General features: G+C 40.9%; 21 protein-coding genes and 4 pseudogenes. 8 read left to right on the top strand and 17 right to left on the bottom strand.

Annotation, left to right across the window (positions count from 1 at the left end; genetic code table 11):
* Positions 1-16: 16 nt before the first annotated feature.
* Entirely contained in the window at positions 17-838 is an 822-nt protein-coding gene (locus NSQ37_RS15715) for a poly-gamma-glutamate hydrolase family protein (protein ID WP_076424209.1), read from the bottom strand.
* A gap of 211 nt (positions 839-1049) precedes the next feature.
* Here NSQ37_RS15715 and NSQ37_RS15710 point away from each other — a divergent pair.
* Positions 1050-1156: pseudogene (locus NSQ37_RS15710) on the top strand (DUF4177 domain-containing protein); the annotation flags it as partial.
* An 88-nt stretch (positions 1157-1244) separates the two neighbouring features.
* On the opposite strand, the gene NSQ37_RS15705 reads toward NSQ37_RS15710, so the two are convergent.
* The gene (locus NSQ37_RS15705; RefSeq protein WP_025284785.1) at positions 1245-1679 is read right to left on the bottom strand and encodes a dUTP diphosphatase; all 435 of its coding nucleotides are present in this window, start codon (positions 1677-1679) and stop codon (positions 1245-1247) included.
* Positions 1680-2057: 378 nt separating this feature from the next.
* On the opposite strand from NSQ37_RS15705, the gene NSQ37_RS15700 reads away from it, so the two are divergent.
* The 4 genes from NSQ37_RS15700 (at position 2058) to NSQ37_RS15685 (ending at position 6529) form a co-directional block, all read left to right on the top strand.
* Entirely contained in the window at positions 2058-4475 is a 2418-nt protein-coding gene (locus tag NSQ37_RS15700) for a peptidase G2 autoproteolytic cleavage domain-containing protein (RefSeq protein WP_007410336.1), read from the top strand.
* A 168-nt stretch (positions 4476-4643) separates the two neighbouring features.
* Positions 4644-4829, top strand: coding sequence for a hypothetical protein (locus NSQ37_RS15695; protein WP_257726787.1), 186 nt, complete (start codon positions 4644-4646; stop codon positions 4827-4829).
* Between the two features lie 285 nt (positions 4830-5114).
* A complete protein-coding gene (locus NSQ37_RS15690) occupies positions 5115-5651 on the top strand; it encodes a hypothetical protein (protein ID WP_007410338.1) in 537 nt (178 codons plus the stop codon).
* Positions 5652-6430: 779 nt separating this feature from the next.
* On the top strand, positions 6431-6529 hold the full coding sequence (locus NSQ37_RS15685) for a YjcZ family sporulation protein (protein WP_003154022.1): 99 nt from the start codon (positions 6431-6433) through the stop codon (positions 6527-6529).
* Positions 6530-6693: 164 nt separating this feature from the next.
* Here NSQ37_RS15685 and NSQ37_RS15680 read toward each other — a convergent pair whose 3' ends face one another.
* From NSQ37_RS15680 to NSQ37_RS15630, 11 genes and pseudogenes are all read right to left on the bottom strand, one after another.
* A complete protein-coding gene (locus tag NSQ37_RS15680; RefSeq protein ID WP_015239922.1) occupies positions 6694-7314 on the bottom strand; it encodes a lytic polysaccharide monooxygenase auxiliary activity family 9 protein in 621 nt (206 codons plus the stop codon).
* Positions 7315-7521: 207 nt separating this feature from the next.
* Positions 7522-8595, bottom strand: coding sequence for an LLM class flavin-dependent oxidoreductase (locus NSQ37_RS15675; RefSeq protein WP_326365204.1), 1074 nt, complete (start codon positions 8593-8595; stop codon positions 7522-7524).
* A gap of 224 nt (positions 8596-8819) precedes the next feature.
* Positions 8820-9440, bottom strand: a complete 621-nt coding sequence (locus tag NSQ37_RS15670; RefSeq protein ID WP_032871565.1) for a DUF3885 domain-containing protein — start codon at positions 9438-9440, stop codon at positions 8820-8822.
* Positions 9441-9998: 558 nt separating this feature from the next.
* A pseudogene (locus tag NSQ37_RS15665) lies at positions 9999-10477 on the bottom strand (DUF4944 domain-containing protein).
* Positions 10478-10605: 128 nt separating this feature from the next.
* Positions 10606-10941 (bottom strand): DUF3902 family protein, encoded by a 336-nt coding sequence (locus tag NSQ37_RS15660; protein WP_169509858.1) that lies wholly within the window; start codon positions 10939-10941, stop codon positions 10606-10608.
* 129 nt (positions 10942-11070) lie between these two features.
* Positions 11071-11310: pseudogene (locus NSQ37_RS15655) on the bottom strand (hypothetical protein).
* Between the two features lie 273 nt (positions 11311-11583).
* Complete coding sequence (locus tag NSQ37_RS15650; RefSeq protein WP_072589124.1) at positions 11584-12126, bottom strand: GNAT family N-acetyltransferase; 543 nt, start codon at positions 12124-12126, stop codon at positions 11584-11586.
* A 232-nt stretch (positions 12127-12358) separates the two neighbouring features.
* Positions 12359-13120, bottom strand: coding sequence for a GNAT family N-acetyltransferase (locus NSQ37_RS15645; RefSeq protein ID WP_326365206.1), 762 nt, complete (start codon positions 13118-13120; stop codon positions 12359-12361).
* Between the two features lie 34 nt (positions 13121-13154).
* Positions 13155-13571, bottom strand: a complete 417-nt coding sequence (locus tag NSQ37_RS15640; protein WP_015239917.1) for a UPF0715 family protein — start codon at positions 13569-13571, stop codon at positions 13155-13157.
* A 181-nt stretch (positions 13572-13752) separates the two neighbouring features.
* The gene (locus tag NSQ37_RS15635) at positions 13753-13896 is read right to left on the bottom strand and encodes a hypothetical protein (protein ID WP_007611678.1); all 144 of its coding nucleotides are present in this window, start codon (positions 13894-13896) and stop codon (positions 13753-13755) included.
* A 92-nt stretch (positions 13897-13988) separates the two neighbouring features.
* Positions 13989-14192, bottom strand: a complete 204-nt coding sequence (locus NSQ37_RS15630) for a hypothetical protein (protein WP_017417852.1) — start codon at positions 14190-14192, stop codon at positions 13989-13991.
* Positions 14193-15390: 1198 nt separating this feature from the next.
* Here NSQ37_RS15630 and adhP point away from each other — a divergent pair.
* Positions 15391-16407 carry an alcohol dehydrogenase AdhP gene (adhP, locus tag NSQ37_RS15625; RefSeq protein ID WP_169509862.1) on the top strand — a complete coding sequence of 339 codons (1017 nt, stop codon included), beginning with the start codon at positions 15391-15393 and terminating at the stop codon, positions 16405-16407.
* Positions 16408-16557: 150 nt separating this feature from the next.
* Here adhP and NSQ37_RS15620 read toward each other — a convergent pair whose 3' ends face one another.
* From NSQ37_RS15620 to NSQ37_RS21270, 3 genes and pseudogenes are all read right to left on the bottom strand, one after another.
* Positions 16558-17019 (bottom strand): DinB family protein, encoded by a 462-nt coding sequence (locus tag NSQ37_RS15620; protein ID WP_051025518.1) that lies wholly within the window; start codon positions 17017-17019, stop codon positions 16558-16560.
* A gap of 346 nt (positions 17020-17365) precedes the next feature.
* Positions 17366-17551 (bottom strand): hypothetical protein, encoded by a 186-nt coding sequence (locus tag NSQ37_RS15615; protein ID WP_003154035.1) that lies wholly within the window; start codon positions 17549-17551, stop codon positions 17366-17368.
* Between the two features lie 234 nt (positions 17552-17785).
* Positions 17786-17898: pseudogene (locus NSQ37_RS21270) on the bottom strand (class 1b ribonucleoside-diphosphate reductase subunit beta); the annotation flags it as partial.
* A 125-nt stretch (positions 17899-18023) separates the two neighbouring features.
* On the opposite strand from NSQ37_RS21270, the gene NSQ37_RS15610 reads away from it, so the two are divergent.
* Positions 18024-18446 carry a hypothetical protein gene (locus tag NSQ37_RS15610; protein WP_015239912.1) on the top strand — a complete coding sequence of 141 codons (423 nt, stop codon included), beginning with the start codon at positions 18024-18026 and terminating at the stop codon, positions 18444-18446.
* 514 nt (positions 18447-18960) lie between these two features.
* The gene (locus NSQ37_RS15605) at positions 18961-19059 is read left to right on the top strand and encodes a YjcZ family sporulation protein (RefSeq protein ID WP_072589120.1); all 99 of its coding nucleotides are present in this window, start codon (positions 18961-18963) and stop codon (positions 19057-19059) included.
* Positions 19060-19789: 730 nt separating this feature from the next.
* Here the strand turns inward: NSQ37_RS15605 and ppsA are convergent.
* Entirely contained in the window at positions 19790-22387 is a 2598-nt protein-coding gene (gene ppsA, locus NSQ37_RS15600) for a phosphoenolpyruvate synthase (protein WP_015239911.1), read from the bottom strand.
* Positions 22388-22559 lie beyond the last annotated feature (172 nt).

The following is a 22559-nucleotide window of genomic DNA, read 5'->3' as shown; positions in this document are numbered from 1 at the left end:
AAAATAGGCGTGCTTATTAATAATTGTCACTGATAAAATCAGAAATCGTTTTTGTGAATTGATAAAAGGTCCCATTTTGTGTGGATGCTCTGCTTTTCAGCGTAAAAGTGTCAAATAGTGATTTTCTGAAGCCGGTGCTCATTTCGATTTGAATACTCAATCCGGATGAAGATTGATTGGCAAGGTTGTTCGGACTGACGCCTGCATATTTATCATTTATGCCAAGAAGAACGGCAGGATACCCGTGCCGTTTCAGCACATCGGTCAAAAGTTCGGCCCGTTCTCTGTCCGTACCGCCGATTTTTATCTTTTTATCGTCACTGCCGTAACCGTGCAATGAAATGACATGAGAGTGCTCTTTCACCATTTGCACGGCCTTAGGTTCATCGAAATGCGAACTTGTCAAATGCAGAGCCGCATTACCGGCTGATTTTAACCCTTCAAATAAATATAAACTCCGGTTTTCAGCAATTTCTCTGGCTAACTCACTGGTCCCCGGCTCTATGCCTCCGCCGTGTATAGCTAATATGAGGACAGAGGGGTCATGCTCTCGCGTTGAAATGGAAAAATCGGAAGGATTTTCATTCAGCTTTAATTCCTCGAAACTGCCGTAAATATCTGAAGCGGCATCAGCCCGAAAGAACGGCAGAAGCAAAAACGGTAAAATTAAAACTAAAATTCCTTTTTTGGTTATTGATGGCATTTGTATGTTTATGTTACAATACAAATGCTTCAGCCTTTGAAGCGAACGGCAGAACAGGGTGACTTTGGACGGTTTCTTCTGCTCTGCCTCTTTGCCAGCTGCTTTACGGTCTACTCTCCTAACCCTTTTTGCCATAACATCATCCTTTCTTTTGTTTACACTTTTGTCACAATATTATATACGTTGGACAAAACCTCCGTTCATCTTGAAGAATAAAAACATCAAAACAACTTCTATCCTTTAACCTAAAAAAGTCTTTCTGTTCAAAGAGACGGAAGGCTTAAATGATAAAAATGAAACCCTTCTCCAGTTTTGGAGGAGAGTGAGGACTGCAGGGAAATCATTTTATCAATATGCTGAGCTGGGCTGGCGTCCGGCTCAAATATTTGCTCCGGCATAGACGGTTACGGAGCGGCCGCTTATTTCGAAGTCAAATTCGAACGTGACGTATGATTTCCCAATTCAAGAATCCCCGAAACAAATTGAATGTAACTGCTGTTTCCATAAAAAAAAGACTGCTGTTAAGCAGTCTTTTTTCGTTTTATTTCGTGCCTGTTGATCCCAGTCCGCCGCGGTCATTGTTCCCGAGCTTGTCTACTTCGATCAGCTCCACTTCAGGCATTTTCTTCATGATTCTGAATTGGCAGATCCGCTCCCCCTTGGAAATGTCGGTATCCCGAAGCGCGAATGCAGGAAAAAACCAGAAGTCATTGTCGCCTTTATAAGATTCATCAATGACTCCCATTGAATTTGTCTGAATGATACCGAAATGCTTATATGTACTTGAACGCGGAACGACATGGGCCTCATATCCTTCCGGCAGTTCCATCGCAACTCCAAGCGGGATAAGTTTGAATTCACCTTTTTTGATTGTTATATCTTCAGCTGCCCGCAAATCAATCCAATCGCCCTGTTCAATTTTATTGATTCTCGTTTGCGTATCATCTGAATATTTAATTTTGATTTGTAAAGTCATGTTCGCTGCTCCTTTTGCTTCCCTATTTCAGTCGTATTGATGACCAATCCGTGCCCCATTATACCATTTAACTGATAAGAATGTTGATTTTGGTGTATATACAGCCGAAGAGGAAGCACTGCGAAGCCAATGAGAATAAACCTAAAATGAGGGCCCCTCCTATCAGTTTTTCCTCCATTTTCACATGACAGCTTCAATTACAATAATACAAAGCTTTATATCCGTTCTTTCAACAGAGCTTTTTTAAAATTTCACCTTGGTTTCAAAAGGAATTTCGTTCTGAATAAAGAATTTGAAGAATAAGCGCTTAAAGGGCGCACGACTCTTTTCTGTCCCCTGCCTCAGGCGCTTATATCAAAAGAAAGAGGTGTCTTTAGAATGGTTCAATTTAAAAACTTTCCTGATCCGTCTTTAAACGCCCCATTGCAGTCTCGCCCTGCACAGCCCTCTGAATTGGAGCATCTCAAAGCAAGGATGCAGAATTTTATTAAGCATTCCGCAACGGATGATAATCTTGAGATCGCAGATGCCCGGGTGACGGCGGAAGGAATGGTCACCTCACTTTTAAAAGAACGGCTTGATACAGAATACGAAATGCTTATGAATAAAATCACCCGGGAAGTGAATGTGGAGGACTACGGAGCGGTCCCTGACGGCCGGGACAATACAGAAGCTTTTCGGAGAGCGATCGGGAACGGCCGGGTCAAAGTAAATGTTCCCGCAGGAGAATTTTTGGTTCAAGGGATAAAACTCCCCTCATGGACTACCATTTCCGGTGAGGGACAAGGGATTACCGTGCTTAAGCTTCATGAGGACACTCCCGCATTCGAATGGGTCATTACTAACGATGATTACGAAAATGGAAACCGTAATATTTTTGTGGAAAACATGACTTTAGACTGGAATCCTGATCGTCAATGCGGGGTCAGGAACCCAGGAGGACAGTTTTCCAGCTGTTTAACGTTTGCTAATGTGCAATACGGCTGGATTAAGAATGTTGAAACGGTTAACGCGGGTCTCCATGGTATTGATATTACATCTCCGACTTACGATCATTTGCCTGAAACAGAATGGACGAAAGACGGCTGCCGATATATATGGATTGATAACTGTGTGGCATACGGCGCCGGAGACGACGGCATTACCACCCATTACAGCGAGTATATTTTCATTTCCAACTGCCATTCCGGAAACCCCCGCGGCACAGAGCATGCTGAGGGCAGCGCAAACTCGAACGGCATTGAAATTGACGACGGCTCTAAACATGTATGGCTTTTAAATAACTATACGAGCGGAAATATCCGCGGGATTGAGGTAAAGGCGCACAGCCTGTGGCCGGCTTCTCAAAATGTTCATATTATCGGTCATGTTTCGTATCGTGATGTACGTTCATTTGATATTCGTCATATCGGCCATCATCAGGCCTCAGACCCCGAAAGCACGACGGCTTATGATGTTACTTTAACCGATTGCACCGCGATTGAACCGGTATTCAATGCTCTCTATGACGGTGTGACCCCGAGGGCGCTGGTCATCTCTGCCTATAAAAACGTTAATGTAAACGGATTCACAGCTATTGGTGATCCCTCATACGACTATGGCGGGAATCCAGTCGTGGCTCTTCAATACCGCAGTCAAAATATCACGATCAACGGCATTAAAATACGCGGCTTTACACAAGCCGGTGTTGACATCAATATATCCGGCGGATCAAATAAAACCGATTATGTTAAAATTTTAAATTTTGATATATACAAGTCATCTCCTAAAGGCATCTCAATCGGAGGAGGCCAATATAACGTAAATATTATGAACGGTACGATGATCGGAGACGGCGGTTCCGTCGGAATTACGTCCCCTAACAGTCAGGCCGTCATTCTCGGGGTGCAAGCGGAAGGTTACAGCGCGGCCGCATCTATAAAAGGACAGACTTATGAGCAGATCCCCGTCAATTTAAAGGGAGGCGCACAGCTCGCGACCAGCTCCGGTTTTGCATTCAACCCGACAAGCGCCGTTATTGCGGGAACAGGCGATATTACAGCCAGAGGTGACAGAAATGCGATCATCAGCTCTTCCGGAGGTTCAAGTTCTGAAGGTTCAAGGGCATTTATCGCCGCTTCAAACAATGTCCATATTACGGGCAGCAAAGTCTCCAGAACGATTCTGTCATCAGAAAGCATTACATTGGAAGAACCATACACGGTTGCCGGAGGGCATCAGTCCATCAAATGGAAATTGGATTCAGCGGGCGGCCACGGTACGTTCGCCGGAGCTGTCACCTCTTCCCTGTCAGGGTACGGAGAATATTTTGAAAGTGTAACCGGCCAGACAATTCCCGCCGGGACAATCGTCACAGTGAAAGGCGAAAAAATTGAATCAGCTCACGTCGGAGATTACATGCTCGGCGTCATTTCAGAAACAGCCGCTTTTATCTCAGGAGCCGCAAGCTTCGGATGGCAAAGCCGCTTTTTGACAAACGAGTTCGGCGGTTTCATATACGAAAATGTGACTGACGAGGAAACAGGAGAAACGGTACGCGTGCCGAAACAAAACCCAGACTGCAGTCCGGCTCTTGAAGCTGACTATGAAGCACGCGCGGCCAGAGACGAATGGCACATTGTCGGACTCAACGGCCGGCATTACGTACGGGTCGACAGTACGGTCAGCCCGGGAGATTATATCACGGCTCATAACGGAATCGGGACTAAAGCCGCGGAAGGTTGGAAGGTATTGAAACTGACAGCCTTATACAGTTCTGAAAAAGGGTACGGCATTGCAATTGCGGTTATCAAATAGGGTCTCAATATCAGGATCATCTCCTCTCTTTTCTATCGGGCGGGTATGATCCTGTTTTTTATACCGAATGAGATGCCTCTTTTTCAGCATACCGTTTCATTTGTCCAAGCCATCCATGCTTTCTGTCATAGAATACTACCGTCAGATGAAAAAAGGAGGAATATGAGTATGGATATGGGTATGGATATGGGTATGGATATGGACATGGATATGAACATGGATATGAACGGACATTATGATCACCACACAAAGCAGCCTAAACAAAAAAAGAAGAAACAAGATAAAAAGCATCTTGATTATGATTACATCGTTGTTTATAAAAGAAAATGCAAAAAATGTAAAAAATGCTGCTAACTTGACATATCAACACTTTTTACACCCGGTAAACTCCGGGTGTTTTTCTTATTATGGCGTTTCTCCGGGCTATTTTCACCCAAAATCCGGTCATCCTATCACAATACATAAAAAGACTCTATTATTTTCTTCCCTTTTCGCCTAATTAAAAGTATTTCATTTACAGAAAACAACACAAATAGAATGACATGACTTTTGAGAAAATCTACTCTTTGCTTGGGCAATTTTTCTGCGATACCATGAATTTGCAACAATTTTTAAAAATTTCCTCAGGAGGTCATAGCCATGAAAATCGCCAGAACGATAGTCGGATCATGCTTAGCTTTATCTCTAACAATTCCTTTCACAGCCAGTGCCTCAGCAGCCAGTCAGTCTGAACACGCAAACGCGCCTCACGTTTCACCCGTTGCAAATCCATTAGAAAGTAAATTATCCCAAACAGCAGACCAAAACGTAAAAGCAGCAGGTGTTGATGCCGGGCTGAACGTAAACGTAGATGTTCTCGGAATTTCAGATCGCATTGCTGAAGCGGTTAAGTCAGATCAAAACCGAACCGGCTGGGTAAAAAATGTCATGGAAACAACATTTTACGCATCAGGACAGAAGTACAACGTCATGGTGTTCAATTTAAATCAAGAATATGAAGACCGCTTTAACGGCGTTCAGTTTTACGGATCAGCCGTTTATGACGGTATTACTTACGGAATCTGGGTCTTCGAAGACGGGTCCTTCGATAACAAAGGAGACGGGGGCTGGATCAATTGGGCATTCAGAGGGTGGTTCGATCGTGATAATCAGCATATTGAATTCCACAGACCTTAATACGGAGAAAACTTGCGGCAGCGCCCGCAAGTTTTTTTTAACTGGACTGCACATTTTTCACCGTTATAACGACTATACTTGAAGTGCGGGCTCCGATCGCAGCCCCGGTAAAGTCTTTCAAAGTGAGGGTATACCATGTCAAAGTCTTTAAAAATAGTGTTGTAGAGCATATTGGTGTTCATCATCTTGTTAGTGATTATCGGAATCGTTTCTTACAATCAAACTCCGTCTGCAGAAAGCACAGCAAAAAAATGCTTTACAGCGTCTAATCCATGTTAAGCCTTCATCGGCTTTTTTTATTTACCGCAGAACACTTGAAGTTCTTCTATTTAGATCGTTAACGTTCCCATTCGGAATGGAGTATACGCGTGTATCATCAGGCAATCCGTTTTGATACATGGTTCCGATTATGCCCTTCGCATCTTTTTTCTCGATTCCCCATCACATTCCCTTTTTTCATGATACTGCTCTTGAAACCAACCAATCATTTCTTCAGCCTGTTCCGTTGAATCAAAAGGTTCCAATCCTAATAGCGTGTTACATTTTCATTTTTTAAAAAACAAGCCAGCTGCGCATCCTCTTCGCAACTTCTCAATGTATGAGCCTACCCGTTTCTATTACAGGAAGCAGTACGATGCCTCCTTTTACTCATTTTAACGGATGGTCATGTAAAGGAAATATAGACTAAAAAAACTTTTTTCAAAAAGTAAACTAGCATCCCTATCAAACTTTTCATTTCGGCATAATATGTATTAATCCTCTTTAGGAGGTGAGATTATATGGGATTCTCAGGTGGTTATGGTAGCTCCTTTGCGTTAATCGTGGTGCTATTCATTTTATTAATCATCGTTGGGGCTTCTTTCCTCGGCGGTTATTAAGAATCCTCTTACCTCCGCATCCATGTCAGCAGCACCTCCATGATCGTACGGCGCCATAAATGAAATGTTTATGGCGCTCTGCTGTTTTTCCCCTTTTCATTCACACATTAAAACTAAAAAGATCGGCCGATGTATCAACATGCAGCCGATCAGTAATTCATAGATTATTGTGTAAGGTTTACATCGATGACGTTATAGAAGGCATTGGAAGTATCCGCAACGTCCCATACCCCTAAAATGACATGATACCCGCTTCGATCAGTCGGCACAAAAATCTTATGAGTCAGATTCGTATCTGCCTTGGAACCGTCGTGGTTTACCGTTCCGATTAATTCGAATTCATCTCTTGACAAAGGTTTATTCGGATTCCAGTTTTTCTTGGTGATATAATAGTGCCACTTTGATGTCGCATGAGGGGCCGTGTAGTACCAAGTAAAGGTGTTAAAACCGCCGCGGATGTTTTGTTTTACCCAATAATCTGCAGTCTGCTTGTCTAAACCGAAGTCAATTTGTCCCGATCCCCCATTTGCAGACGCAATTCTTCCATCCGGCGGACCAGCAGCCGGAAATCCTTTCGGCCCTTCTACAGACTGAGGATTATCAATGACAGAGCCATATTTTTGCGCAGCGGCCGTCCAGCCCAATGTTTGTTTCTCTAATGCTCCCATGTACGCTCTGCTGACGGGCTCTTTTATATACCCGTGCGCAGATGCACCACTTGAATAGAAAGCGCCTCCAATACCAAGAGTAACAGTTAAAACTGCAGCTTTGACTAAACCCTTCATTACTGCATCATCCTCCCTCTTTTGTTAATAAAAACCTTTCAGTGTATACACTTCACGATAGAGGATGAAATGACCTTCCTTTTCTTGATAGGAAAAAGCAATGAGGTTGGCGCTTTTCCCTTTGTTTTTTATAATCATAAAGAAAAAGCCGGGCCGATTCTGTTGTCGAATCCGCGATTGACCGGCCCGCCCCTTTTGCTCAAAACTTCATTCGCTGGATTTGCCGGTTTCTTTTCGGATAACCGGTGCTACTTCAGCTGCTAATCGTTCGATGTTTTCCGCGGCTTTTTTAAACGGCATACCTCCTATATCGATTTGCGCGAGAAATCGCTGATGTCCGAATAACTCGTATTGATGCATGATTTTTTCAATGATCTGCTGTGAGCTTCCCACAAATAAAGCTGTTTCTTTTCCGGACGCCCGCTCAAAATCTTCCTTCGTTAAAGGCTCATCGATCCCGTGATATGAATGAACGTGAGACCAGTAATTTGAATGATACGGATAAAATTCTTGTATTGCCTGTTCATTCGTTTTTGAAATGAACATATGTCCGGTTACGGCAACCTTCACATTTTCCGGAGGATGACCGGCTTTAGAAGCCGCTTCCCGGTATTTGTCAACAAGCGGCTTAGATGACATCGAATCACCGCTCAGTACAGCTAATGCCAACCCCGCACCTGCACGCCCGGCCCGTTCTGCGCTTTCCGGAGTCCCCGAAACACCTAACCATAGCGGAATGCTTCCGCGAAAAGGCCGAGGAGAAATTTCTGCCTCGCGCAGCGGCGGCCGGTAACGTCCTTTCCAGGTAACCGATTCTTCCCCGGAATTTAATTTTAAAAAAAGGTCAATGTGTTCTTCAAACAGTTCTTTATAATGGCCTACGTCATAACCGAAAAGAGGAAACGAGTCTAAAAATGCGCCCCGTCCCGCAATGATTTCCGCCCGGCCGTCTGAAATCAGATCAAGCGTTGCAAAATCCTCAAATAAACGGACGGGATCTGCGGTGGATAATACAGTCGTGGCACTGGTCAGCTTAATATTTTCAGTGATCTGTGAAATCGCTGATAAGATGGCCGGCGGCGAAGATACCGCATAATCAAGACGATGATGCTCGCCTACACCGAATACATCAAGCCCTGCATCGTCAGCCAGTTTCGCCAGCTTCATCAATTCATCTATCCGCTGCTTTGCGCTGACTGTTTTCCCTGTCAGAGGATCGGGATATAATTCTGCAAATGAATAAATTCCAATTTCCATACAATCACGGTGTTCAGCCCTCACATTTCTCTCCTCCTGCACTGTGTAAAAAAGCTTTTATGTTATTCTATTCAGCCGTTTTACAAATAGGAATTCGTTCAAAATAAATACAGAAGCTTAACATGCAGAAGGTCGGTATGAGAGAAAAAAAAGTTTCAGGCACCCTTCAATTCTGCCATTATACTCATGCAGCCGGACTAGGCAAGAACAAAGCCGGCACAAGCGGAATCGAATTCATGTGTTCATTTTCAGTCCAATTCAATCCAATCGTGATATTGATCATAAAGCTTTCGTATTCTTCCGGCATCAAGAGCAATGACTTCACACCCTCTGTCATCATACAGAAAGAAAATAATATCTTTTGTCATATTCACAAAGAAAACATCGGGATACCCAACGGAACAGCCCCCGAACCTTGGCTTCAGCGGAAAATCTTCGTGGACGGCTGCCTTAAGTAATTTGGCGATACGCAGATCTTTCCGTTTACATAATAGAGAAAACTGCTGCATTTCATATTCTTCTTCGACCGGGCATGGACAGGTCTTCACTTGAATCCGATATAAATCATCCTTACACTTCAGAAACGGCTTATAAACCTTTAATTTTCTCGCGTGATTACCTTGAGTTTTGTGCTTATACACGTTGGCAACAAGAAACAAGTCATCGCTATGTTCAAACAGCTCATTGAAAAGTGCTGCGGTTTGATGATGGACAAGCTGAAAATACTCAAGATTCAAAGCACCGCTTTCATTAAATTGATACATATTGCCGCCGAGAGAAAAATGAATTCCCACGTCCCATTGATGATAAATGCCGGGCACTAATTTTAAAGTCGGAAACCTTTCCTTCAGATAATCATTTATTTTCATTCAAACATCTCACTTTCCTTTTCCCGCTCTAGAAGCAGAAGAAGCCGAAAACATTCCGCTTATTTCTTTTTCACCCTTGTAATATTATTCCGATTGGAATACAATGAAATAGAACACTGTGAACCCCATTGATCAGGGTGGATGCTGGTCACATTCATCCTGATCCTTTCTTTTACACAAGATCGCCCCAACTTTGAACCCCTCCGTTCCAACCCTATTCATTGATATTACATATATTTCAATGGTATTATTTTCTTATACATGAGCATCAAGAGGTGTCCGCTTTGAACAACACCAGAAGATTAAGAGCATATTTTCAGTCTCACCGTAAAATAGGTCTGGCTGCAGACTTGCTTACGGCTGTATTGCTTATCTCATTATCCATTCTTTTTTACGGATGCCGGCAGGGAGCTTTTAATGGTTTCTTTATGTATGTCTTAGTAAGTAATTTTATCGGCTCCAATGCCTCTTTTATCGACTTCAGCAAATCGAGGAAAAACAGACAAAAATAAAGGCTCTGCGTCAAAAAGAAGGTTATACCGCCCTCTTTTTATTCTTTCAGTCATACCAATGCGTTCTTTTCAGATTGAATTTTTCTGAATAGGACTCATGATCGGTTTTCCATGCTGCTTCAACAGTGATTTCATGACCGATCACTTCATGTTCCGGCATATATTCAAACGTTTGAATATGGTCTTCTCCCGTTCCGCCGCCTTCTAATTTCTCTCCGGTGTATTCTGAAAGATGATAGTCTTTATCTTCACCATATTTCCGGCCGTCAACAAATAATGTTAATCTCTTAATCACCGTGTTCTTTTCATTCACTTTATTACCTCTGTAATACAAATTCAAGAAATAGTTAGGGCCGATAGATGTCTTGCCTGATTTTTCGATTGACGCTTCCCAGTCTTGCTTTGGCTATAGCCGATATATTTAACTTTTTCTCCTGAAATTAAAGAAAACAGTGCAAATCCTGCTGCTATTATGAGAACAGTGATAATAACCAGCAATGTTTTAATGACTTTACGTTTTTTCATGACATCCCGCCTTTATCATTTAGAACGTATGAATATTAGAATTGTTACATTTAATTTGAAAGAATAATAAAAAGGGATTCTAATCCCAGGAATAAAAAAATACTAAGAAGATCATATTCCCCTTAGCTTCACATCCCAGATTGCCATGCAATAATGATAAAAGTCGTCCAAAAAGTTGTGACTAAAATAAGCATAACGGTTACAATCATTAAAATGAGACAACTTATTGTTAGAATTGAGTCTTTGTTTTTGTTAAGAATCAGAGTAACCATTGATCCTGTAGCAAATAGATACGACAAAACCGCACCGACCCAATACCACAGCATAGAGTCATTGCTCCAGTAAGCCATTGACTGCATATAAATACTGAATATAAATCCTGACAATGCTAATAGAAACGAAACTAAATTTGATTTCACGTTAGAGTTCCTTTCTTCATAAGTTTTATTTTTAGGAACGGTCATACATCTGATAACACCTTTTATGCGATATGCTTCGCTGCTTTGTCTGCATATTTTAATTCTTATTTCGTTTTTAAATATGTTTACGAAAAAAGAAATCATATAAAGTTCACCTGAAACGCCGATTTAAAATTAAATAGATGTTTTATAAGCGTTAATTGCTTGATTTCTCAAAAGCATATTATCTTTCGCAACCATTCCAAGATTGTATGCTTGTTTGATGATATCCAGCACTTGATTATCAGTTTCAGTTACAGCTCGTCCACCAGTTATTCTGGATTTCCAATAATCAAACTGGTGATTTCATTCTGAACAGCTTTTAACATTTTGATTATCAACCACTTTTCCATTCTCGAGCGCATCATTGCTGATTCGATTACTTCCCGCTCCTTCTGTCGTTAAACTGCAAAATGTCCATCACATTCATCCTCTCTCCAATTTTACAACGTTGCTATAACGAATTTTATGTTTTTCCCAACCTTCAAGCTTAATCTTTTTGATCGTTACTAATCTAAGTACTTTTTTCAATTCCATAATCCATTGGTATGATCGGTAACCTAATGAAGTATTTAACTTAAATACAAAAAAACCTGCTTTCAGCAAGGTTTTTTCGACAAAGGGGAGATTATTTCCCCACAAATTCTATTAACTATGTTTTTGTTTTAACCATTCTTTCTTTAGCAATGCGTATTGGTAAGTGTTTTCATATTTAGGTGTTCCATCCTCGTGTGCAGTAAATGAAATAAATTCAAGAAAATAACCTTCTTTACGCATTCCTAATCTTTCACATAATTTTTGTGACCTGCAGTTATCATCTTCAACATATGCATAAAGCCTTCTTGCTTCTTTTTGCATAAAGAGATACTCAAAGAAAGCCTTCGCACTTTCACTTGCGTATCCCTTCCCTTCAAAACGGGCATTGAAATTCCAGCAAACGGAATAGGTATCTGGCTCTTCTTTTAAATAAAATAGTTCTCCGACCAGATCATTACTGTCTTTTAAACAAACTGCAATATAAGAGTCATCTCGGCTTCTTTTTTGAACGTTTACGGCAGCTTCTTCTAACGTAGACATTCTGTCATCAAGAAAGCAATTCACTCTCGGATGTGCCGAATATTCCAACAGACCTTGCGCATCTCTCTCCGTAAAATTTCTTAAAATTAAGCGATGGGTTTCAATTTTTTGCATTTGCAGTCTCCTGTTTCATTGTTATCGATCTTTGAAAAGAACTTCTTCAACAGATCTTATTCGTTTGTTGAAGAACTTATCTCAATCTATTTTTACTATAATGATGGACGTTATCATCTTTGTCAAAAACAATAATCATTCATTTGCCGCCCGCGATGTAAAGTACTGAACAATTTTCGTGAAAAACCCTCAGTATCGAATATAGAAACGAGGAATAGTAATTAAAACAAAGTTAAGCCATTAAAAGCTTATTAAGTATTTTTTCAAACTTATTCACGCTCATCATCTCATGAGTGAGAAATGTCCCATTATAAAACACGCTGAAAGTCGTCCAAACTGCCGGGGATTTTTGCGCCATATCTTTTGACGTTATTCGCCGGGCCTGAAAATGAAGTCCTTTCTTTTCAGTCAGTTCCTTTAAATCCTTTAACAATCCGACTGCAAATGGGCATTGAGCTGTATAAAATACTGTGATTCCCTCATCATTAACGGAATTACTTTTCACCTGTTTTTTAAATACAGGAGGATATGCATGTTTATTCCACGTCAGTGACATCAACTGAAAATAGGGTTCTGCTTCATCTTGCACAGCAAATCCCATATGTTCAAAGAAATGCTTATCACTTAAATAAGGGAGTTTTTTCTTCCCCACTATATGAACTATCCCATCCATACCGCGGGATTTTGCATCTGACACACATTTTTCTAACAAGTGTTTCGCATGTCCGTTATTCTTATATTTACCTGAGACCCAAAGACAATTAATAAACATAAAATGAGGTGCGCTTACCGGAACCCACGCTTCTTCTGCAGGTAAATATTCAATAAAAACTTTTGCCCGTTCGTTTAGGCGATAGAACACCAAGCCATCAATCATCCGATCCTTGAGCCAGCTCTTCTTTTCATTTACCGCATCCTCATATTGTTTCGTACCTAATGCACAGCAAATATGATTGTCATCAATATTGCCTCTAGTCAACTCAATGTATTTCATTTTTCCTCACCCGCTTTCTTTTGGAACACCAGCTTTACTTGCAGTGAACATTGTAATTTCTCAGAAATATAGAGTCCCAGAACCAATATATGAACGCAGCAACAATGCTCATTATGTAATAAATGAAACTTCTGAAAACTGTGAAATCAATTGACGGATTATCTATGTGCCAGAACAAGAACACAGCTAAAAAAGCGACTGCTGTATAAATGAAAAGATGAACCAAGCTAAACTTTTTAGGCTTCTTTCTTAGCCATAGTTGCACAGGAACAGCAAACAAAAAGTAAGTAATAAATGCGTAAAAAGCAATGATAACCACAGTAACCAATGCAAATGGCACAAAACCCGAGTATACAAACATATATAGCCCGAAGATCAAACCATACGACAAACTTGAAAAAACCAATGTGTAAGTATAGCTTTGCCTTTTGCTCCAAGTCGCCGCTCCCATATATTTCACCTGCTTTTTATAAAAATATATTTTTCATTTTTTTCCTATTGTTTAAAATCAGTATATATCCATCACTTTAAAAGATCTATGTTTTTTTGGCAGATCATCAATTCACTATCTTAATATCCAGAAATTTTTTGCCATTAAAAAAGGTCAAGGAAATACCTTGACTGTGTATCGCTCACCAATCAGCATCCGGCTCATCGTGTTCGAATCCGTAAAAGCCTTTAATCCACACATCTCCGCAGCCGGCTCCTTTTGTGATCAATAAGTAATGATTTCTGTTTGCATCACCATTCACCTTATCAGCCGCGCTCAAGTTCAAATGATTACCCGTGAAATTCTTTTCACTAAGGGTAAAATTATCTCCTGCCAGTGTAATTCTCTGCAGTTTAAGCTCAAATATCGGCAGAAAGATTATGACCACAAATTCAAAGCAAGAAACGACAGCCCCCATGCAGATAGACCAAACATTACAAAGAACCTAAGCAAAGCTTCGAATTTTGTAAGTCTTCGCTCCCTTTTCGTTTTACCCAATTTCCAATAAACGGCGTAGCAGGAAAACACCAAAATGAGTTGTCCAAGTCGCGACACAGATTCTAAGAATTCTATACCATTCATTGATTTTCACCTCGTTTATTTAAACAGAGAGTCCTTCTTACAGCGTTTATCCAAAGCACTAATTTCTTCGGTTATAAAACCGCTTGAGGAATTTGTTTGTAAAATGGTTTGCGTGCCGCTTGATAAAAACGGCCCATCCTTACTCCCCCATGTATCAATCAAGATGAATTTTATTATCTCAGATGGAAAGACCATTTCCAACAGTTATGTAAAAATAAGTAACTTCAATATGCTAATTGTATAAGAAAAGCTGTCTTATCCAGCAGAACCATGAGTGCTGAACTTCTACGTTAAAGCGTTAAAGACGGATTATAAAAGAGCCGCTTTTAGGCTCATTCGCGAAGCATCATTTTATTTTTATGATTGTATCCTCCTGTCAATCCTATTGGGGTAAAATTTGAGGGAAGGTCAGTTTTAATCCGCCGCCCTGCTCACCTTCGACCCTTCTTGCAGCTTCCCCACAAATATCCGATGAACAGCTTTTAACTCTTCCCTTTGCGAATCCCTGACCGAAATCTGACTCTCAAAACTTATCTGACCTTGCATCGTGGGGCGCCAATTCTCATGCATCAATTTAATTCAGGATATTCGCATTTTGCTTTTCGTCCGATGAACGTGTGATTTCCAAGATAACAAGGGCCATAAATGAGAGTATCATGTCCGACACTTACATTGTTTCCGATATAAATGGAATATGCCTTATCTTTGATTGAAACAAATTGTTTTAACAAATCATGTAAAATGACTCCCTCTTGAAGATTTGTATTTGAACCAATCGCACGAATAGCAGCATTTGGCGCTACTTAAACTCACGTCTCCTTTCACGCTGGAAAACGGACTTATGAACGAGGTTTTATCGATTTTAAGGTATCTTTGAACCGGATTACATGATGTAATAGGGTTAGGGCTGATAAAGGGCAAAAACTTAGTGAGCCGGTGATTGTCAAATTTATCTTCCGTCAGCTTTTTATCGCTCAAAAAAAGCCTCTTTTGAAAACGCATCCATTTATGTATATATGTAAATTCTGTGCATTTGGAGATGACACATGATATCCATAGATTCCTCCCTGCATGGCTCCCTCAACTTTTGTAGAGACACTTGTCCGCAAAAAATGTAAGGGTTTTCAAAAGGAGAGCAGTGTGCTAAATTGTAAGATAAGTAAAAATTTTCTGCTAATATTCGAAAGGGGTGCATGATTTGAAAGCAGTAGTAGCAACAAAAGAAAAAAGTATAGCGATCGTACAAAAAGAATTACGTCCTTTGCGACATGGTGAAGCCAAAGTTAAGATGGAATACTGTGGTGTATGTCATACTGACTTGCATGTTAAAAATGCTGATTTCGGGGATGTTACTGGCGTCACTTTAGGTCATGAGGGAATAGGCATTGTAACTGAGATTGGTGAAGGTGTAACAAGTCTGAATAAGGGCGACCGCGTCTCTATTGCCTGGATGTTTGAAAGCTGCGGCTGCTGTGAATATTGCTTAACTGGCCGTGAAACCTTGTGCCGGGATGTAAAAAATGCCGGTTATACAGTTGACGGCGCAATGGCTGAAGAAGCAATCGTAGCGGTTGATTATGCAATAAAGGTGCCGGAAAATTTAGACCCTGCAGCAGCAAGCAGCATTACTTGTGCAGGTGTAACAACTTATAAAGCCGTTAAAGTCAGTGAAATTAAGCCAGGTCAATGGATCGGTGTATTTGGAGTCGGCGGTTTAGGCAACTTGGCTGTTCAATATGCAAAAAATGTCTTTAACGCTAAAGTGATTGCTTTCGACATTAGCGATGAAAAATTGAATTTTGCTAAGAGCTTAGGCGCTGATGCGGTTGTAAACAGTTTAAACGAAGACCCCGTCGCTAAAGCAAAAGAAGTGACTAACGATTTAGGGCTTGATGCTGTGGTCATCACAGCTGTCTCTAAAACCCCTTTCAATCAAGCGATTGATGTTGTAAAAGCAGGAGCCCGCGTAGTCGCTGTCGGTTTACCGGTGGACAAAATGGATTTAGATATTCCCCGTCTCGTGTTAGATGGAATTCAGGTAGTAGGTTCATTAGTAGGTACCAGAGAAGACCTGAAGGAAGCTTTTCAATTTGCTGCAGACGGTAAAGTTGTACCTAAAGTGACAAAACGCCCGATCGAAGATGTGAATGATATTTTTGAAGAAATGGAGCAAGGTAAAGTGACCGGCCGCATGGTTATCGATTTTACTTCCTAATCATTAAGGCTGCCGGGAATGATACGGCAGCCTTTGATCTCGATTCTTGCTCGGCGCCCCACCCAGACTGAATGAGACTTTGTCATTTAGTTCAGAAAAGAAGCTCTACAGATCATTCGGCGGTTATGCATTTTGCAAGTACTCTCTGAACTAATCCTGATACCAATATAATGCAATGTCATTCATTGCCGAAGCGTAGCCCTGCTGTCTTAACATAGTTGTTATGCTGCCCCGATGATAAGTTCCGTGATTGGCAACATGGAATAAAATTTCTGAGTAAGCAGTTTCTCTGTAACCTAACCAAGGATTATGTAAGTTCATTGTTTGTTCTACATCTGTTTGGCTATTCATCCATTCTTCAAACTGTGAAGCCAGTTCATCATAAGACGCCGCAAATTCATCTGCAGAATATAAATGAGCCCTTTCTGCATAAGCCATAGAACCTTCCAATGCTTCCTGCATGTCTATTCCTTTAAGTACTTGCAGCCACATAACATCCACCGCGCAGATGTGACTGAACGTTTGAGCAATTGTAGGATATGAACTGTGAACCTCTTCATATTCATCTTCACTGAGTAATTTGAGGCCTTTTTCGAACTTCTCTAATTTAATCTACATAATAGTTCACTGAATCTCTCAACAATTTTAGATAAACATCTTCTTTTTATAGAGATGTTCGTTCAATCGACATCCTTGTGATATATATGGTAAAATTTATAGAAACAAAGGAGTGTTGTTACATATGAGTCTTATCATTTTAGCATCCATGCTTTTATGGGGTGCAGTGATCCACGAGCTAAACAAACCTTCAAAAAAGCAAAGTAAACGAAAAATGATCCCTTTGGTATCCCTCAGTTCTTTATCTACTTTAATCATCACAATTTCGCTTTTTTCTAATTTAATTGGTTGATATTTGTTATGAGGAAACCCGCCAGAGGTTCCTCATAACACTAAAAACCTACTCACTGCACTTTTTACAGCAGACCTTATCAGAGTGTTTGCTTAACACTTTATCCATTCTCCCCACAGGCATCTTCTTCTCACTCGGAAGTGTAAGATAAGCTGTTATCTCATCCCCTGATTTTAATGTTTTTCCGCAGATAGAGCATTTTAACTCAGTATTAAAGAAATTTTTTAATCCCATTCATAAGCCTCCTTATTTACCTTTATAAAGTAATACGTTAATGCTTTATAAAAGTTTCAGGTTAAAGAAATACTTCTTGCCTGGGAATTTACTTTGTTTCAGTTGATCCGCATCCGCCCCGGTCATCGTTATACCTCACTCAATCAGGCAGCTTCTTCCTTATTCTGAACTGGCAGATACGCTGATGTCCCCGCGCAGGGTTAACGATCGCCCGTTTTAACTCCAGATACTTCCAGTGAGGAGACCGCCGTTCAATGCAATCTCTGCGTTTCATATTGATTGTAAAACATTAGAGTGAAATCATCTTCATGCTTTGACCAGTTTACTGCAGTGTACGGATTGTTAATTTGTGACATTTATTTGTCCTCTTTAAATTTTTTCTTCTTTTCTCAACTTGAAAAAGAAGGAATTATTTTATAAATATTGTAAATTTATAGCTGTATCACATTCACTATTAAGAGGAGGAATACGAATGAAAAAGAAAATTATTGCCGGCGCTCTTGCTTTTGGGTTAATTCCATTAATGGGGACTGCAGATGTTACTGCAAAATCCTTGCCAAATCCAGATAAAGTTATGAAACCTGCTGGTTGGTCATGTGACGCTCCGTATATTGCGTGTCAGCCTTTTTCTGGCGGTACCGGTAAGGTTTCATTCAACTATCAAGGCAGCTCTCCAGGAAAAATCAGAGTTTTTGTTGCGAATGACGGCAGCAAATCTTTCAAATTTACCATTAATTATCCTAATGGGAATACACTCTTATCCTCTACGACATTAAATGCGGGGAAAACGTTCATTCAAGAATTCAGCGTTAACCAAAAAGGAGAATACATCCTGAAATATGATAGCGGCACCGGTGATAGTGTCGATGGTTTCTTTAGATCTGTTGAGATCTAAATTCCGTTAGGAAAGTCGGCAGTTTTGCCGACTTTCTTTTACAAGCATTCTGCAGGAATAAACGTAAAGTTTCGAATAAACATATGACCTTTATGAAACGGAAACTTTATCTGCACCACAAACCCGCAAGCAGCCTCCTTTTATCTTACCTTCCGTCCCTTTGTGATTTGTTTTGATTTGTCGTATACTGCGCTTGCCCGGGAAATGATGGATATTTTCGTTTACTATAATTTCCCTGTACCTCTTCGTATGTGGCTCTGCATGATGAAGTAACTTCATGGCTCACCACTTTCATACACAGTTTTATTGCATGTTTAGCCATATCCCTCCTCTTTAAACAGCAAACCGTCCCATCCATTTCTCTCTTTCAGTTAACCTCCCATTATTTTATTGTTTTAGAAGCTCTTCATTTTAGACATTAACATCCATTTTTTCTTATTTAGACTTAAATCTATGTCGAATTTTATCGTCCGGCATATTATGTACTATCCTAACAACAGGAGGTGGCAATAATATGGGGAACTACGGTGGAAATTATGGCGGAAACTCTTTCGTATTGATCGTTGTGCTGTTCATTTTGTTAATCATTGTAGGTGCTGCATTCCTTTTCTAGCACATTGACGATTTATATTCGTCTCCCAAACATTGCATCCCTTAGTTCGGACAGACGCCATAAGAAGTTTTATGGCGTTTTTACTTTTAAAAAAAACCAATCTGAGATAAACATTTTTTATTTTTACTCTGGTAAGCGGGAGAGTTTCCACCCCTGCCTGCGCCAATATTGCCGCTATGAAGAATGAGGCGAACAATCCAAAAGGCGTTGTGATCCATTCTTTAAAAACGATTCCGAAAATCAACAATTCGCAAGCAGTTCCATATAAAAATAGCTAAACCAGTGATTGCCCATTGGCTAATATTCTTATCGCCTAAACAATCTGATACATATTCCGTCCAATACTTAGCACTCAGCATGTTTGATGATGGGCCCGTTGTATCTTCTGCAGACTTTTCTCTTTCAAAGACACCAGACTTATCTTCATCTTTAACGCCATTAACCCAATAGGTCATTTTGTTTTGAATAAAGACTTGTTCATGAACATAGCCCCTAAATAATTGTTACTAAGGCGTTTTTAATTCATCGGATTACAGATGTTGTGAACTTAAAAAGGATATTACTCACCTTCATAAAAAGATTTAGTCACTGAAGGGCTCACCCGCAAAATGCGGTATTCACACATTGAGTCATTTTCACATAAAAAAAACCGGATTCCTCCTCTAAGAGGTTCCGGCTTTTCTTAGTAAAATGCGGGAAATATCTGGTGACGTGCTGCACACCCCCGCTATTATAATATTTCAATAGAGCCTTCTGTTCCATGAACGCGGATTCGCTGCCCATCTTTTATCAATTGGGTTGCATTTTCAACTCCGACAACTGCAGGTAAGCCGTATTCACGCGCGATAACCGCTCCATGGGTCATCAGTCCGCCAACTTCAGTGACCAGGCCTTTTATGGATACAAACAATGGTGTCCAGCTGGGATCAGTATAGGAGGTAACTAATATATCCCCATCTTCCAAATCGGCATCTTCCATGTTTAAAATAACCCGTGCCCGCCCCTCTATGACTCCCGATGAAACGGGCAGCCCTGCAATCGCTCCGGCCGGGAGATTTTCTCGTTTGTACTCGCCTGTAACGATTTCACCGTCAGACGTGATAACACGCGGCGGAGCTAGTTTTTCATATACTTTGTACTCGCCTTTTCGTGTGCTGATGATTTGGTAATCCAATTTATTTGTGCGTACGACTTCCTGAAGTTCTTCAAAAGTGAGATAGTATATGTCTTCTTTTTCATGAATAACGCCCGCTTCTGCGAGTTGTTCGGCTTCTTTCAGTAAAGCCTGCTTATAAACGAAGTAGCGGCTGATCATGCCGTATTTTGGATATTCCCTGAACCCGCTGAAGTTCCGGATGATGCGGATCATTCGTTTAGTTTCTTTGGCTTTTTGTTCACCATCCGGTAATTGCTTCAATCGGTCTAATAACTCTTGTTCTTTCTTCAACGCCTCCTGCCGACCTTGCTCAAATTTCCGCTGGCTGGCATTTGGCTCAAAGTTTTTGAGATTATTAAGAATCATAGGGACAAGTGCAGTTGGTTTTTCGCTCCATCGAGTTCTTGTCATATCAATTTCTCCGGCACATCGCATTCCGTACTTGTTGAGATAAGCATAGATAGCGTCACGGGTTTCCCGCCCGCCTTCAAACTTCACCAGCCCATCCAAAAAGTGATCATCTTTTACATTCTCTAAATAGGCAATTACTTTTGGATAAGGGCGGATCACATCGGCGACGTCCAATAGCGCAAGCCCCATTTCTGAAGTAATATTATGGGGTACAGATTGAGAAAGCGTATCTGCTGCGTTTTTTTCACCTAACCACTCGTTCATTTTTTCGTTAATCCATGATGAAGCATCCATTGCAGTTCGAATCAACACCGAACTTTTTGGGTTAAATAGAATCTTCTTTAATTCCTTGATATCTTCCAAAATAAAACGAAATAAATCATCTCCTGATTTCGTCTGGATGTTTTGTTTTAACTCTTCTATCGATGCTTGACTGCTCTTAATCAAATCAGAAACAATTGCCGGATCGTTTTCAGCTTGATCCGGCATATCTGCATTGCCTTTGCCGGGAATCGGTGCCGTTTTACCAGGTATCGGCTTAATGAAATCATCTCGCTCTATTATGGTCATAAGTGCGTCTTTTAAGAGCGGATCGTGCTGCCCCATGCCTTTTAAGAAAACTTCTCTGACATTAGGGGATGCCAGTTGATGTGTGACATCAACGAATAGCCTTCCGCCGGCTTTACGCATGGGTGCAGCAGTCGTCAACAGAAAAAAAGACAATCCAAGGGGTTTTATGGGATCCGTCATCATTTGCTGATGACCAACAGAGATATAGACGTGATTTTCTTGATCGTTCGCTTCAGGAACGGGATATAACGTTGTGATCGGACGGCTTTGGACAATATAAAAAGTATCGCGGTCCAAACACCATTCGATATCTTGCGGCTGGCCGAAATGAGCTTCGATCTGTCTCCCGATACGTGCCAGCTGTAAAATTTGTTCATCAGTCAGTGTTTGAATCTTTTGCTGATCAAGAGCGATCTCCTGTGTTTCTGTTCCGCCTTCTTTTCGTCCATAGATAGCCAATTTTTTAGTTTCTATTCTCTTATCGACGATTTGCCCGTCCTGTACTTTATAACAATCGGCAGAGACTAAGCCGGAGACCAGTGCTTCACCAAGTCCAAAACCGGCATCGATGGATAGCAGCTTTCGGTTTCCGGTCATCGGATCAGCGGTAAATAAAATTCCCGAAGCCTGTGGGAACACCATCCTTTGGATGATAACGGATAAATAAACTTGGCTGTGATCAAACCCATTTTGCATACGGTAAATGACCGCGCGATCCGTAAATAGGGACGCCCAACATTTACTGATATGCTGCAAGATCGCATCGACGCCGGTAATATTTAAATAGGTGTCTTGTTGACCGGCAAAAGAGGCATGCGGCAAATCCTCAGCTGTCGCACTGGAACGTACGGCATAGGCATGTTCTTCGCCGAACCGGGAGAGATGGCAAGCAACTGCTTTGACTACATCTGAAGGAATTTCTGCTTCGATAATGGTTTGCCGGATTTTTTTGCTGACTTCACCAATTTGATCGCGATTCTCCGCTTTCAGCATGGTCAGTTGATCCAACAGCGCTTGTAACGTTTCGTTTTGTTCAATGGCTTTTTGATATCCTGCGGTTGTGACACAAAATCCTTCCGGTACTTGTATTCCTTGAATTTTTGATAATTCCCCTAAATGTAACCCTTTTCCTCCAACGAGCAAAGGCTGTGTTTTTTCAATTTCGTGAATGCCGAGAACCAAAGAACTCATTCTATATCTCCCCTTCAAAAAAATTTGACAAGAGCTTTTCAGCATGATATAATCATAATATAAGATGGATAACTATGACTTTCACACAAAAAGCGCGCGTGTTCTGATTATATCACCGTGTCTGTTTTTGTGCAATATAAAAAGAACCTGGCCAATTTGGCGAGGTTCTTTC

This window comes from Bacillus sp. FSL P4-0334, assembly GCF_038004825.1.
GTDB classification, from domain to species: Bacteria; Bacillota; Bacilli; order Bacillales; family Bacillaceae; genus Bacillus; species Bacillus velezensis.
Note: the sequence above shows the minus strand (reverse complement) of the source record. Positions and strands in the feature narration are given on the sequence as shown.

Bases quoted from the DNA above. Each gene is read 5' to 3' on its own strand.
- NSQ37_RS15705 (WP_025284785.1), bottom strand. From the start codon at position 1,679: ATGACTTTACAAATCAAAATTAAATATTCAGATGATACGCAAACGAGA.
- NSQ37_RS15685 (WP_003154022.1), top strand. From the start codon at position 6,431: ATGGGATTCTCAGGTGGTTATGGTAGCTCCTTTGCGTTAATCGTGGTG.
- NSQ37_RS15610 (WP_015239912.1), top strand. From the start codon at position 18,024: ATGAAAAAGAAAATTATTGCCGGCGCTCTTGCTTTTGGGTTAATTCCA.
- NSQ37_RS15695 (WP_257726787.1), top strand. From the start codon at position 4,644: ATGGATATGGGTATGGATATGGGTATGGATATGGACATGGATATGAAC.
- NSQ37_RS15605 (WP_072589120.1), top strand. From the start codon at position 18,961: ATGGGGAACTACGGTGGAAATTATGGCGGAAACTCTTTCGTATTGATC.
- NSQ37_RS15660 (WP_169509858.1), bottom strand. From the start codon at position 10,941: ATGACCGTTCCTAAAAATAAAACTTATGAAGAAAGGAACTCTAACGTG.
- NSQ37_RS15680 (WP_015239922.1), bottom strand. From the start codon at position 7,314: ATGAAGGGTTTAGTCAAAGCTGCAGTTTTAACTGTTACTCTTGGTATT.
- NSQ37_RS15690 (WP_007410338.1), top strand. From the start codon at position 5,115: ATGAAAATCGCCAGAACGATAGTCGGATCATGCTTAGCTTTATCTCTA.
- NSQ37_RS15645 (WP_326365206.1), bottom strand. From the start codon at position 13,120: ATGAAATACATTGAGTTGACTAGAGGCAATATTGATGACAATCATATT.
- NSQ37_RS15700 (WP_007410336.1), top strand. From the start codon at position 2,058: ATGGTTCAATTTAAAAACTTTCCTGATCCGTCTTTAAACGCCCCATTG.
- NSQ37_RS15670 (WP_032871565.1), bottom strand. From the start codon at position 9,440: ATGAAAATAAATGATTATCTGAAGGAAAGGTTTCCGACTTTAAAATTA.
- NSQ37_RS15630 (WP_017417852.1), bottom strand. From the start codon at position 14,192: ATGAATGGTATAGAATTCTTAGAATCTGTGTCGCGACTTGGACAACTC.
- NSQ37_RS15640 (WP_015239917.1), bottom strand. From the start codon at position 13,571: ATGGGAGCGGCGACTTGGAGCAAAAGGCAAAGCTATACTTACACATTG.
- ppsA (WP_015239911.1), bottom strand. From the start codon at position 22,387: ATGAGTTCTTTGGTTCTCGGCATTCACGAAATTGAAAAAACACAGCCT.
- NSQ37_RS15615 (WP_003154035.1), bottom strand. From the start codon at position 17,551: ATGGGATTAAAAAATTTCTTTAATACTGAGTTAAAATGCTCTATCTGC.
- NSQ37_RS15715 (WP_076424209.1), bottom strand. From the start codon at position 838: ATGGCAAAAAGGGTTAGGAGAGTAGACCGTAAAGCAGCTGGCAAAGAG.
- NSQ37_RS15650 (WP_072589124.1), bottom strand. From the start codon at position 12,126: ATGCAAAAAATTGAAACCCATCGCTTAATTTTAAGAAATTTTACGGAG.